The sequence below is a fragment of the Rhizobium sp. A22-96 genome, from assembly GCF_053521805.1.
The window spans coordinates 427,148-439,892 of the sequence record NZ_JBNWDQ010000001.1 but is presented as its reverse complement, the minus strand read 5'-3'; the positions used below and the strand labels follow the sequence as shown (position 1 = coordinate 439,892).

The 12,745-nt window shown below is 58.4% G+C and carries 11 protein-coding genes; 1 reads left to right on the top strand and 10 read right to left on the bottom strand.

The window, feature by feature from the left end; genetic code table 11:
- Positions 1-2 precede the first annotated feature (2 nt).
- From ACQZ6F_RS01920 to ACQZ6F_RS01905, 4 genes are all read right to left on the bottom strand, one after another.
- A complete protein-coding gene (locus tag ACQZ6F_RS01920) occupies positions 3-812 on the bottom strand; it encodes a mechanosensitive ion channel family protein (RefSeq protein WP_449092417.1) in 810 nt (269 codons plus the stop codon).
- Positions 813-933: 121 nt separating this feature from the next.
- The gene (locus ACQZ6F_RS01915) at positions 934-2,403 is read right to left on the bottom strand and encodes a diguanylate cyclase domain-containing protein (RefSeq protein WP_449092416.1); all 1,470 of its coding nucleotides are present in this window, start codon (positions 2,401-2,403) and stop codon (positions 934-936) included.
- 199 nt (positions 2,404-2,602) lie between these two features.
- On the bottom strand, positions 2,603-3,052 hold the full coding sequence (gene mntR / locus ACQZ6F_RS01910; RefSeq protein WP_077468110.1) for a manganese-binding transcriptional regulator MntR: 450 nt from the start codon (positions 3,050-3,052) through the stop codon (positions 2,603-2,605).
- A gap of 98 nt (positions 3,053-3,150) precedes the next feature.
- On the bottom strand, positions 3,151-4,461 hold the full coding sequence (locus ACQZ6F_RS01905) for an Nramp family divalent metal transporter (protein WP_077468111.1): 1,311 nt from the start codon (positions 4,459-4,461) through the stop codon (positions 3,151-3,153).
- Positions 4,462-5,018: 557 nt separating this feature from the next.
- Here ACQZ6F_RS01905 and ACQZ6F_RS01900 point away from each other — a divergent pair.
- Positions 5,019-6,956, top strand: a complete 1,938-nt coding sequence (locus tag ACQZ6F_RS01900) for a methyl-accepting chemotaxis protein (protein WP_449095790.1) — start codon at positions 5,019-5,021, stop codon at positions 6,954-6,956.
- Positions 6,957-7,075: 119 nt separating this feature from the next.
- On the opposite strand, the gene ACQZ6F_RS01895 is transcribed toward ACQZ6F_RS01900, so the two are convergent.
- The 6 genes from ACQZ6F_RS01895 to tauA all read right to left on the bottom strand — a co-directional run bounded on the left by ACQZ6F_RS01895 (position 7,076) and on the right by tauA (position 12,677).
- Positions 7,076-8,080, bottom strand: coding sequence for an anion permease (locus ACQZ6F_RS01895; RefSeq protein WP_449095789.1), 1,005 nt, complete (start codon positions 8,078-8,080; stop codon positions 7,076-7,078).
- A complete protein-coding gene (locus tag ACQZ6F_RS01890; RefSeq protein WP_077468114.1) occupies positions 8,080-8,721 on the bottom strand; it encodes a DUF47 family protein in 642 nt (213 codons plus the stop codon). Before ACQZ6F_RS01890 ends, ACQZ6F_RS01895 begins: the two co-directional genes overlap by 1 nt.
- Positions 8,722-8,831: 110 nt before the next feature.
- Positions 8,832-9,920 (bottom strand): LLM class flavin-dependent oxidoreductase, encoded by a 1,089-nt coding sequence (locus ACQZ6F_RS01885; RefSeq protein ID WP_449096322.1) that lies wholly within the window; start codon positions 9,918-9,920, stop codon positions 8,832-8,834.
- A 56-nt stretch (positions 9,921-9,976) separates the two neighbouring features.
- Entirely contained in the window at positions 9,977-10,828 is an 852-nt protein-coding gene (locus ACQZ6F_RS01880; RefSeq protein ID WP_449095787.1) for an ABC transporter permease subunit, read from the bottom strand.
- A complete protein-coding gene (locus tag ACQZ6F_RS01875) occupies positions 10,825-11,613 on the bottom strand; it encodes a taurine ABC transporter ATP-binding protein (protein ID WP_449095786.1) in 789 nt (262 codons plus the stop codon). The genes ACQZ6F_RS01880 and ACQZ6F_RS01875 overlap by 4 nt, the downstream gene beginning before the upstream one ends.
- A 56-nt stretch (positions 11,614-11,669) precedes the next feature.
- Complete coding sequence (gene tauA, locus ACQZ6F_RS01870; protein WP_267551705.1) at positions 11,670-12,677, bottom strand: taurine ABC transporter substrate-binding protein; 1,008 nt, start codon at positions 12,675-12,677, stop codon at positions 11,670-11,672.
- Positions 12,678-12,745 lie beyond the last annotated feature (68 nt).

Below are 12,745 nucleotides of genomic sequence, written 5' to 3'. Positions count from 1 at the left end.
TGTTACTTGATCGGAATATTGGCTTCGGCAAGCTTTGATTTCAGCTTTGAGATGATCTCGTGCCGGGCTTCCGTCCAGGCCGAGGTAATCGTCCAATATTGGATTTTCACCACGGTCTGGTCGGCCGTAAGATCGTCCAGATAGGCCAGCGGCGCAGGCTTGCTCTTCACGCGCTGGTCCGACCTCACGACGTCGAGAATGGTTTTGCGAGCGATATCGATGTCGACATCATTGCCGACGGCGATGGATAGTTCCTGCCGGCGATCGGGCTCCCGGCTGTGATTGACGATGGGCGTGTTCCAGAGTGTGGAATTCGGTGCCATGAGGTAAAGACCGTCTTCCGTCTTCATCTCCGTTGCAAACAGCCCGATATCTCTGATGAAGCCTTTGACGTTCGTCGTCTCTATATATTCGCCGACTCGAAATGGTCTGAGCACCAAGAGCATGATGCCTGCGGCAATATTCTGAAGCGTGCCCTGTAGCGCCAGGCCGACTGCGAGGCCGGCGGCGCCGAGGGTAGCGATGATGGAGGCTGTCTGGACACCGAATTGTCCGAGGACGGTGATAAACACCAGGACGAGCAGGCCGTAATGCAGGACATTCTGGAAGAAGCTGGCCAGTGTTTCGTCAATGCCGCGGATGCGCGAGATGACGCGATAGGCCGCGCGGCTGATGACGCCGGCCAAAATCCAGCCGACCACCAACAGAATGACTGCACCGAGGATAGAGAAGCCATATTGGACTGCGAGTGCGGATGCCTGGTCGAGAGCGCTTCGAGTGGCGACGACGACGTTGGTCGTTTGATCTTCCATTTAAAACTCCATCTTTTTCCAGAAAGCCAAATGTTGAGCCCCGGCTTTTGTTCCTGGTCACGGGGTATTCCGGGATGGGCTGTTTGGTCAGCCGAAGGGAAGGAAATGCGGCGCGCCGTTATCAGGCGCCGTGCTTTGCCTGATGCGGGCCGATACCGGTAGCCGCGGCATAATGGGCTTTCTTGTGTTCGTACATGCCTAAATCGGCACGCTTGACCATGGCCTCCATGGTCTCTCCCTGCTGGCTCGTCGCGACGCCGACTGCGGTGCTGAGCGGGGAGCTGGAATAGAACTGATTGTTGATCTTCAACAGTTCGTTGATCGTTTCAACCATGGCCGTAGCCGCAATCTCATCGGCGCCGGGCATGAGGACAGCAAATTCATCGCCACCGATCCGGGCTGCATGATTTGGCTGAGAGACCACGCTGTTCAGCACTTCCCCCATGCGGCGCAGAAGAGAATCGCCAGCGTCGTGCCCGCTCTCGTCATTGGCCGCTTTAAGGCCATTGAGATCGATAATGATGGCCGAGACCGGCCGCAGCGATTTACGCTCCAGCCTGTTGAGCTCATCCATATAGAAAGCGCGATTGTAGAGCCGGGTGAGCACGTCGTGCTTGCCGAGATATTCGAGATAGGCCTCAGCCTTCTTGCGGGCAGTAATGTCTGTCAGCGCCACCTGAACCAGCGACCAATCGTGCTCGTAGCCGGGGAAAACGGAAAACTGCAGGAGAACATGGCGTTCGGAGCCGTCGAGGGCGTAGTTCAGCACCTCGCGCTGATGGAAAAGTCGCTCGTTCCATAATTCCACCAGTTGCCCGCGAAAATGCTTCTCCATGTCGTCGCGAAAGACTTCGCCGATTCGCTGGTGCAGGGTTTGCCGATCGGGCGCGCAGAACAGGTCAAGTGTCGCCTGGTTGACGTCAAGCACGCTGATCTCGCTCATGCATTGCTGGACGAACTCGGGATGGACGTCGAGGAATACCTGAAAATCGACGATGCCACGGCTGCGGATTTCATCGAGCAGGATCTTGATGCGGCTGAAATCCTCGACCCACAGCGATACCGGAGAATGTTCGAACATGCCTTCGGCATAGCGGCGCTGGCGCTCCTCCTGCCGCCTTGCTTCCTCGCGTGCGGTCACGTCTTCTGTCGTTAGCAGTAACTGGCTCCACGACGCCTCATGCCCCGGCAACACGATACCGCGCAGCTGTATGTCCAGCCTGCGGCCGCCAAGCGTATAGTTGATCGCCGTGCCGGAAAATTCGGTCTTGCCCTCCCATAGCGCGACCAGCTCATTCACATGGCTTTGCAGCATCTCGCCACGGAAAACATTGGAAAGCCCGCCCACCAGGGCTTCGAAGGACTGTGCCTCGAACAATTCGAGGGTCTTGGCGTTGACCGAGAGGAGCCGAATCTTTTGCGAGCAGGCCGCAACGCGTTGCTCATCCTCAAGCAGGAAGGAGCGCAGATCCGTCACACCTTCGCTCCGCCACAGCTCGAACTGTTCTCTAACGCCGCTGAAGTCTTCCAGCCACATGGCGACTGGGGCGATGTCAAATACGGTGGTGCTCAGATCCTGGGCGTTCATCATGATTCCCTGCGCCGGTAATAAAAATCAGTCTGTTCGCGACAAAGACCAGCGGTTCGCTAAATGCTGCTTAGCGAAGATTTGTAAACCTTGCGTTGATACCGGTTGATTGGTCAAGACAGACAGTTATTGCTGGCTAGTTTTCAAATCATTCTCGCCAAAACTGTGCCAAAAATGGCTCTTTGACTCTGTTATTCGGCCATTACGTCTTCAGAAAGCGCTCGAAGGCTTCGAGCGTCTTTTCGCTAACATGGTGTTCGATGCCCTCCGCGTCGTTTCGCGCGGTGTCGGGATCGACGCCAAGACGGCAAAGAACTGCCTCCACGACTTCATGACGCCGGCGTGTCGCAACGGCCAAGCGATGACCTTCTTCCGTCAGGAAGACGCCGCGATAGGGCCGCTGGGTGATCAGGTTTTCTTCGGCCAGGCGCTTGAGCATCTTGGCGACAGTGGGTTGGGTTACTCCCAGGCGCTGTGCGATATCGGTCTGGCGGGCCTCTCCGGCATGTTCTATCAGATCGGCGATCAGCTCCACGTAGTCTTCCATCAGCTCCGTGCGTCGATCATCGCGGCTTTTCTGAAAGGCCTCGACATGCGTCTCGACTTCTGTCGAAGCCAGACGGCTTTCCGGGGCGGCGGGTGGTTTCGTCAAGGCGGCTTACCTTCATAAGATCACGAGTTGCGTGATGATGTTTAGCCTCGACTATAAATAATTCAACTCCGTTATGAAAGCCCGGCGGCTGATCCGGGTCAGCCGTTGCTGAGCCCGGGGATCGGGATGCCGAAGGTCTGCAGGAGCAGGATGGCATTCAGGCACAGGATGATGATCGTCCCGACAATTGCAGCAATATCAGTCAACCGGCCGTTGGCAAAATTGCCCATGATGGCGCGATTGCGGGTGAACAGAACCAGCGCGATCATCGGAATCGGCAGTGCGAAGGAAAGGATAACCTGGCTGTAGACGAGCGCCTCGGTGGTGTTGACGCCCAACAGCACCACGACGAAAGCAGGCAGCATAGTCACCAGCCGGCGCAACCAGACTGGAATGCGGAAACCGACGAAGCCCTGCATGATCATCTGCCCAGCCATGGTGCCGACCGCCGAAGAAGAGATACCGGAGGCCATCAGCGAGATCAGGAAAATGCTGGCTGCCGCGCCGCCGAGGAGAGGAGTAAGGGTATGATAGGCGGTTTCGATCTCGGCAACGTCGGAGTGACCGGCATGGAAGGCGGCCGCGGCCATGATCACCATCGCCATGTTGACGGCGCCGGCGACGGCGAGGGCGATGACGCATTCCCAATTGGAAAAGAACACCAGTTTCCGCCGCTCATTGTCGTTGCGTCCAGGGGCTCTGTGCTGCGTCAGGCCGGAATGCAGGTAGACGGCATGGGGCATGACAGTCGCGCCAATGATGCCGACCGAGATTGTCAGTGCTGTGGAGTCCGGGATCGACGGCAGGATCGTCCCGAGCCCCGCCTGTCCCCAGGCAACCGGCGCGATGAACATCTCCAAAACATAGCAAAGACTTATGATTGCAACAAGGCCACCGATGATCAGTTCCATCGGCCGGAAGCCGCGTCCTTCCATCAAGAGGACAGCGTATGTCACCACCGCGGTGACGCCCATTCCGGCGATAAGCGGCATGCCGAAGAGCAGGGAGAGACCGATTGCGCCGCCGAGGAATTCGGCGAGATCGGTGGCCATCGCAGCAATTTCGCTGACGACCCACATCGCAAGCCGAATGGGCGCCGAAAACTGATCGCGGCAGAGCTCGGCTAGATTGCGGCCGGTGACAATGCCGAGCTTTGCCGAAAGTGCCTGGAAGAGCATGGCGATGAGGTTTGCCACCAACACCACCCACAGCAGGGAATAGCCATAGCCGGAGCCGGCCTGGATGTTCGTCGCGAAATTTCCGGGATCCATGTAGGCAATGGAGGCGACGACCGCCGGGCCGGCAAAGAGCAGGATGGATCCAAAGCCCCGGCGTCGGCCGGCCAGAACTTCGCGAATCTGCATATCTGTACGTTCCGACAATGTCTGCCGGACAATCGAGTCTGTCATGGGGCTTTCTCCAGCTCGTTATTTAAAACATAGCCTCGGCTAAATTTATGTCAAGGCGCCATTATTGGAAGTTGGTGCTAATATCGAGCTGGCGGGGAGGCCTGGCTTGCGGCTGTCGGATCAGGCAAAAGATTGAGCGATGCGCCGATCTCTGCGCGAGGGCGAAATAAATCCAGCCGGGCAAGAGATGGGAGGCTTTTACTTAGGCTGGAGTTGTTTTAAGTAAATAAGACATCTTTGGGTATAGATTTTGTATTAATCGCCCAGAAAAGCCAACGTAAAGATTGAATGGATAGTTTGAAAATACAATTGTTGATTACCGGCTGTGTATCTCTCTTGAATATTACATTTTCATTATAATTAAATTTATGTAATATTTAATTGTATTAATGATTTTGTCAGATTGCTGTGTTTTTGTAGCCTTGCAGCGCCATTGGCGGTGAGCAGGACGCTCCTTCTCTGCAGTGCTCCCGACCCCGAAGCAGGCAATCATCGAAGCGTACGCACATTGCGGCGTGCAAGTGCTTGTCAGCTCTTCACGAAGAGCAAGCCCCATCATGTCATTTCTCCAGAATGCTAAAATCAGGACGAAAGTACTCTCCATCATGATTCCGATCTGTCTGATCGGGATCTCGGGTGTCCTCTTCGTATCAAGTCAGTACAAAGACAGTGTCAGCACCTATTCGAACTTCATAGCGAAGGACGAAGCTGCGGCCGTGGAGATGTCGAGGGCCAGCCAACGGGTGACCGCGCTGAGCTACAATGCCTATCAAATCCTGGCCTACAATTCGAAAGACCAGGAAATGGTCAAGTTCTCCAGAGATTATGAGGAGAACAAGAAAGTGCTCCTCGAACGCCTTGCCGCTGTCAAAGAGCTGATGCCGGCCGAGACGGATGCGGTGGATAAACTGACCGTGAAGGCCAAGGCAGTCATCGCGTTGACGGATCAAGCGGTGAAGGCCGGCCTAGTGGACGACAATGAAGGATCGCTGAAGCTGCTGAAGCAGGCTGATCCGCTGATTGATGATGAGGTTCTTGCGGTCCGCGCTTGGCTCGATACCTTCAACAAGGATATCGACGCCAAGAGCGATATGCTGGACGAACAGGCTGGGTCGACAATCACCAATACACTCGTTGCGCTTGGTATCCTGTTGGGTGCAGCGATCCTCATTGCCATTCTGGTTTCCGCTCGCGGTATTGCCTCGCCGATCGAACGGCTGCGTGCCCGCATGGCGTCTCTTGCTGACGGTAATACCGAGGAAGAGATTGCGGGGATCGGTCGTCGGGATGAGGTGGGCCAGATGGCCACGGCCGTCGCGATTTTCCGGGATAACGCAATCGAGCGTATCCGGTTGGAGCAGGATGCTGCTACCGGGCGGAGCCTTTCGGAAAAGGAACGCTTGGAGCGCGAGGCCCAAAAGGCCAAGGATGCGGCGGATACGCAATTTGCCGTCGATGGTTTGGCCGGTGGCCTCGCCGAGCTTTCGAACGGCAACATGATTTATCGCATCGAAAGGCCTTTTGTTGCTCATCTCGACCAGCTGAGGGCAAACTTCAACGCATCGATGGAAAAGCTGGAGGAAACGCTGCGGGCCGTCGGTCAGGGCGGTCAGGCGATCGCCGCCGGCTCCAATCAGATCCGCTCTGCTGCCGACGATCTCTCCAAGCGCACCGAGCAACAGGCAGCCTCCGTTGAAGAGACTGCCGCAGCACTTGAGGAAATCACCACCACGGTCAAAGATTCGACCCGGCGCGCGGAAGAAGCGAGTTCACTGGTCGGCCGCGCTCGCGTCGGCGCCGAGAAATCCGGCGAGGTCATGCGCGAGGCGGTTGCCGCCATGGAGGCCATTTCAAAGTCGTCGAGCGAGATCAGCAACATCATCGGTGTCATCGACGATATCGCCTTCCAGACGAACCTCCTTGCGCTCAATGCAGGGGTAGAGGCGGCGCGCGCGGGAGAGGCCGGCAAGGGCTTTGCCGTGGTCGCCCAGGAAGTGCGGGAACTGGCGCAGCGCTCCGCCAAGGCGGCCAAGGAGATCAAGGCGCTCATCTCGACATCGGGTCAGCAGGTCAACAGCGGCGTCGATCTCGTCACCAGAACCGGGCAGTCGCTCCAGCAGATCGTCAAGGAGGTCGAGGAGATCGACGGCAACGTCCGTGCGATCGTCGAAGCTGCCCGCGAACAGGCGACCGGACTGCAGGAGATCAACACCGCCGTCAACACCATCGACCAGGGGACCCAGCAGAACGCAGCGATGGTCGAGGAGTCCACGGCTGCAAGTTATAGCCTGGCCAAGGAGGTGTCGGCTTTGAACGACCTCCTCGGGCAATTCACCCTGCAGGCTGGTCGCAGCAACCAGGCGCGACCGGCGGCTGCCACGGAGCAATCAAGCCCTGCCGCTTCGCCCGCTCGTTCGTTGCGGGCGAGGATTGCCGGTGCCTTTGGAGGCTCCGGCGCATCGGCTGCCGCCGCATCCTCATGGGAAGAGTTTTGATCTCGCTCGGGCAATGCGCTCGCTGAATAATCGGCAGGCTTAAAGTCGGGAGATCGCGGTCATGTTGGCCGCGATCTTTCTTATTTTATTACAGTTGTTTAGAAAGCCATGCTCGCTGATTACCTGAAAAGCTGCATGCCCCAGTAGGAGAGCGCCGAGATGATGGCGGCGGCGGGCAGGGTGATGACCCAGGCAATGACAATATTGCCGGCGAGACCCCAGCGTACCGCCGATACGCGCCGCGCCGCGCCGACACCGATGATGGCGCCGGTGATCGTGTGCGTGGTGGAAACCGGAATGCCGAGCCATGTGGCCGCAAACAGCGTCAGCGCGCCGCCCGTCTCCGCGCAAAAACCTTGCATCGGATTGAGGCGGGTGATTTTCGAACCCATCGTGTGAACGATCCGCCAGCCGCCAAACAGCGTGCCGAGGGCCATGGCTGTCTGACAGGAAAGCACCACCCATAACGGAACATGGAAGGAGCCGCCGCTATATCCCTGTGAATACAAGAGAATTGCGATAATACCCATGGTCTTCTGCGCGTCGTTGCCGCCATGCCCCAACGAATAGAGCGACGCCGAAAAGAACTGCAATATGCGGAATGTTCTATCGACGGCGAAGGGTGTCTGGCGGACGAACAGCCATGTCACGATGAGGACCAGAAACAGCGCCAGCACAAATCCTATCAATGGCGACATGACGATTGCGCCGGCGGTCTTGAAGACGCCGAGCCAGACAATCGAGCTGACGCCGACTTTGGCGAGGCCAGCGCCGATCAGGCCACCGACCAGCGCATGCGACGAGCTGGAGGGTATGCCAAATATCCACGTGACGATGTTCCAGACAATCGCTCCGAGGAGCGCTGCGAAGATGAGGGAGGGGTCGACGATACTCGGATCGATGATGCCGGTACCAAGTGTCTCCGCCACATGCAGCCCGAAGAACAGGAAGGCGATGAAGTTGAAGAATGCGGCCCATAGCACCGCATATTGTGGCCTCAGGACACGGGTCGATACGATGGTGGCGATGGAGTTCGCCGCATCGTGAAGTCCGTTCAGAAAATCGAAGAACAAGGCGGTGGCGATGATCCCCACCAGCAGAGGAAAGGCGAGCGAGGCCTCCATCAGACGCTCTCGAGCACGATGCCGTTGATCTCGTTGGCGACGTCCTCGAAGCGATCGACGACTTTCTCCAACTCGCCATATATCTCGCTGCCGATTATATAAGCCATGGCGTTGGAGGCACCGTAATTGCGAAACAGGTCCTTCAGGCCCTGCTCGTGCAAGGCGTCTGCCTGGCCTTCCACCTTGACGATCTCTTCCGTGAGATTGCCGAGCTTGGTGACATTGGCGCCAATGCGATCTAGGAGCGGCACCGCCTCGGCGACGAGATAGGCGGCCTTGACGATGACGGCGCCCATCTGCTGCATGCCGGGATCGAAGCTTTTCTGTTCGAACAGGCGTATGGTTTTCACGGTCTTGTGCATCATGTCGATGGCGTCATCCATGGACATGATCAGGTCTTTGATGTCGCCCCGGTCGAATGGCGTGATGAAGCTTCTCCGCACCGCGAGCAGTACGTCGCGGGTGATATCGTCAGCCTGATTTTCAAGTTCGACGATCTCCCGGCATTTCGCATCGATATCCCGGCCGCCCAGCAGCTCGTTCAATGCTTCAGCCGCGCTGACGATCGTGCGCGAGTGCTGCGCGAAGAGATCGAAAAAACGATCCTCGCGCGGCATGAGTTTACGAAACCAGCCTAGCATCAAAGCTCCATGCATTCATTGTCATGAAACTGTCATAATTGACGAGGCACAGCTTGGAAAGCCGGGAGGTGTCGTTGTTCTGTGGGTATAGCTATCGTCGGCTTAACCGATCAGTCGCGTAAAAGGGGCAGGAGTTGGTCCCCTTGGCGTTTGATCTCGAGGAGGTAGGGAGTATCCGAAAGGACGAAATGCGTGATGCCCAGATCCCGGTATTTGCGTAGCGAGCGGGCAACATCTTCGGCGGAGCCCACCAGCCAGGTGGTGCCGGCACCGCCGCCGCCGTACTTGCCGGGTGCGGTGTAGAGATTGTCGTCAAGCACGTCTCCGCGTGCATTCAGATCCAGCAGCCGCCGCTGGCCGACAGCGATGGATTGCAGATGATCATTCCAGCCGGCGCCTTTGATCTTCGCCATTTCTGCAACCTTCGCCTCGGCGTCGGCCCATGCCTGTTCGGTGGTGTCACGCACCAGCGTGGTAATCCGCAATCCGAATTCCAGCGGCGGAAGATCGCGATCGAGCGTTTTGCTCAATGACTTCAGGTGCTCGATCCGCTGCCGGACGCCGTCAAGCGGCTCGCCCCAGAAAAGCTGGACATCCGCCTCAGTGGCGGAAACCCGCTCGGCTGCTTCCGAAGCGCCGCCGAAATAGAGTTTCGGATGCCGGCGCTCGCCGTTCTGTCGTATCCGTGGCGCCACGGTAGAATCGGTAACGCCGAAATGCTCGCCCTCATAGGTGACGTTTTCTTCGGTCCACAGCCGGCGAACCAGGCGCATGAATTCCTTGGTGCGGGCGTAGCGATGCGCCTGGTCGCCCTCGCTGTCGCCATAGGCCGAGAGATTGTCTTTGCCCGATACGATATTGACGCGCACGCGGCCGCCGCTCAGGTGATCCAAAGTGGCGGCTGCAGATGCGAAGTGTGCAGGGCGCCAATAGCCGGGGCGAATGGCGATCAATGGTTCGAAGCTTGTCGTGCGGACGGTAAGAGCGGCGGCGACGGTGAATGTATCGGGCCGGCCCCAGCCGGTGCCGATCAAGGCTCCCTTCCAGCCGTGATCCTCCAAGGTCTTTGCATGGCTGGTCAGCGTTTCCAGGCTGTTGTGGTTTTCGACGGCAGAATCACCACGGTGACCGGATTTGACGTCGTTGGGAATATACCAAAGAAACTCGCTGCTGCTCATGTCCAGGGGCCTGTAATGCATTGAATAGGAAATTCCCGCCGAATGCGGGCGTGATCGATACGCTTGCTATCGAGGCTTCACAGTTTGCCTTTCCATGGAACGAGAATGGCCTCGAGAATGCGGATTGCCGCCGTGAAGGCGAAGGCGCAGATTGCTATGATTCCAATACCGACGAAGACGACGTCGGTTGCGAGGAATTGCGATGCCGACATAATCATGAAGCCGATACCTCGGGTCGAGGCAATCAGCTCGGCGGCGACCAATGTACCCCAGCCGATGCCGAAGGCGATGCGGACACCGGTCAGGATCTCCGGCAAGGCCGAGGGCAGCACGATAGAGATGAAAAGCTGCAGCCGGTTCGCTCCAAGTGAACGGGCGGCGTTGACACGCTCGAGCGGAAGCGATCGTACACCGGCCTGGGCCGAGAGGCAGATTGGCGCGAACATGGCCAACACCAGGAGGGTGATTTTCGAGGTCTCGCCAATGCCAAGCCAGATGATCATCAGCGGCAGATAGGACAGCGGAGGCAAAGGCCAATAGAACTCGATCGGCGTGTCGAGAATTCCCTTCGCCCAGCGATTGAGGCCCATCAGCAACCCGACGGGAATGCCGATGACAATCGCGATCGTCGCAGCGGTGATGATGCGGATCACGCTTGCGAGGATGTGTTCGGACAGCGACGCGCCCGCATAGCCATCGCGGTAGACGACGCCGATCTGCGTCAATACTTCATCAGGTCTTGGCAGAAAAAGGTGGGATACCAGACCGAGCTTCGCGACCAGCCACCAGAGCGCAAGACAGAGTATTGCGGTGATGACGCTAATGGCAATTGTGGGCTTCCCGCCGACGCCGAAGCTCGGCATGCCGACGAGCTTCGGCCCCGCCTCGCGGGAGACGACGATCGGGCGTGCCTGGGTAATATCACTCATGCCGCGCTCCTGAAATCGTCTGCCTTGTGGAGGATGGTGCGAATTTCTTCCCGCAGATTGGTGAACTCGGGAGAGGCTACGATCGACTTGCTATCGCCGCTGGCGGCAAAACGATGCACGAAATCAAGCTCGAAACGGGCGACGACGCGGCCCGGTCGCGGCGACATGACCAGCACCTCGGTGCCGAGAAACAGCGCTTCCTCGATCGAGTGGGTTATGAAGAAAATGCGTTTGTTGGTTCGCGCCCAGACCGAGATCAGCATCTCCTGCATCTGCTCGCGCGTCAGGCTGTCGAGCGCGCCGAAAGGCTCGTCCATCAGCAGTATGTCGGGATCGGTGGCAAGAGCGCGGGCAATGCCGACGCGCTGACGCATGCCGCCGGACAGTTCATAGGTCATCGAACCGGCAAAGTCGGCCAGGCCCACCAGCCGCAATAGTTCGAGGGCGCGGTCCCGCCGTTCCCGGCGACCCAGCCCAGCGAACTGCAGACCGAGGGCAACGTTGTCGACGACTGATTTCCACGGCAGCAGTGAATCCTTCTGGAAGACGACACCGCGGTCAGCGCCGGGGCCGGACACAGGTCGGCCATCGAGCGTGATCGTTCCCTCGGAAAGCGGCAGGAAGCCGGCGATCGCGTTCAGCAGTGTGGACTTGCCGCAGCCCGATGCTCCCAGCGCCACGACGATACCGCGCTCGGGAATGTTGAACGAAACGCGATCGAGCGCGTGAACGGTGCTGCCGTCGCGCGCTGCAAAAAATACACTGGCATGATCGACTTGAAGCATGACGTCTCTCAGAAATTCGACACCGGAGCAGCGGTGGCTGCTCCGGTGTTGGGGGATCAGTTGCTGGCGCTGACGAGCGCGTCGGGTGTGACAAAGGCGCTGTAGCTTGGCAGGACTTCGGAGACTTTGCCCTGGCCCTTCAGGAAGGTCGCTGTGTCCTTCAGAATCTTCGCGGCGCCGGACTGCTCACCACCGCCGAGCCAGGCAGCGGAGGCCTGAACGTCGGGTGTCAGGAGGGTCAGGTTCTTGAGCGCTGCGGCCTGCTGATCCGCGGTGCCACCGAGAAGCTTGGCAAGGGCCTTGGTGTTGTCGCTATCTGGTCCCCATGCCGCCTTGTCGGCTGCGAAGGAGGCGTAGTACTTGTTGATCACCGAAGCGAAGGCCTTCAGGAACTGCGGGTCACTTGCGGCGAATTTCGAGGTCGCGACCCAGGCGGAAAAGGTCGGCGCGCCCTTGTCGGCGACATCCTTGGAAGTCACGAGCACCTTGCCGCCCTTCTTGAGTTCGGTCAGCGCCGGATCCCAGACGAAGCCGCCGTCAATGTCACCGCGATTGTAGCTGGCGACGATTTCAGGCTGCGGGATGGCGAAGACCTGCACGTCCTTTTCGGTCAGGCCGAGAGACTTGATGAGCGCGAGCAGCTGGTAATGGTCGGTGGAGACCGGTGCTGCCGCAAGCTTCTTGCCCTTGAGATCGGCAAGCGTGTTGATGCCCGAGCCGTTGCGCACCACAAGCGCTTCATCGATGCCCGAGATCGACGACAGATAGAAGGCCTTGACCTCGAGACCCCGCGATGCGGCGGCCGCAAACGGGCTTGAGCCGACATAACCGATCTGGACGTCGCCAGAGGCGATGGCTGCAAAGATCTCCGCGCCGGAGTTGAACTTGCGGAAATCGATCTCGTATCCGGTTGCCTTGGCGAAATCGCCGTTGGCGATACCGACGGAGGATGGCAGCGCGTCCGTCTGATAGCCGACGACGACTTTCTTGTCGGCGGCAGAGGCTGCCGTCGAAATGCTGGCGAGACCGACGACGGCCGCAGCGATCAGAGTCTTGAGGTTCATGTTTGTCCCTTTGGCCGGATCATGTTGTCCGGCGGCTTCCTGAGTTCGATGGCTTGAACCTAGAGAAG

Coding starts and splice junctions, on each gene's coding strand:
- ACQZ6F_RS01920 (WP_449092417.1), bottom strand. CDS start 812: ATGGAAGATCAAACGACCAACGTCGTCGTCGCCACTCGAAGCGCTCTC.
- ACQZ6F_RS01900 (WP_449095790.1), top strand. CDS start 5,019: ATGTCATTTCTCCAGAATGCTAAAATCAGGACGAAAGTACTCTCCATC.
- ACQZ6F_RS01875 (WP_449095786.1), bottom strand. CDS start 11,613: ATGCTTCAAGTCGATCATGCCAGTGTATTTTTTGCAGCGCGCGACGGC.
- ACQZ6F_RS01890 (WP_077468114.1), bottom strand. CDS start 8,721: ATGCTAGGCTGGTTTCGTAAACTCATGCCGCGCGAGGATCGTTTTTTC.
- ACQZ6F_RS01895 (WP_449095789.1), bottom strand. CDS start 8,080: ATGGAGGCCTCGCTCGCCTTTCCTCTGCTGGTGGGGATCATCGCCACC.
- ACQZ6F_RS01905 (WP_077468111.1), bottom strand. CDS start 4,461: ATGACAGACTCGATTGTCCGGCAGACATTGTCGGAACGTACAGATATG.
- ACQZ6F_RS01880 (WP_449095787.1), bottom strand. CDS start 10,828: ATGAGTGATATTACCCAGGCACGCCCGATCGTCGTCTCCCGCGAGGCG.
- ACQZ6F_RS01885 (WP_449096322.1), bottom strand. CDS start 9,920: ATGCATTACAGGCCCCTGGACATGAGCAGCAGCGAGTTTCTTTGGTAT.
- tauA (WP_267551705.1), bottom strand. CDS start 12,677: ATGAACCTCAAGACTCTGATCGCTGCGGCCGTCGTCGGTCTCGCCAGC.
- ACQZ6F_RS01915 (WP_449092416.1), bottom strand. CDS start 2,403: ATGATGAACGCCCAGGATCTGAGCACCACCGTATTTGACATCGCCCCA.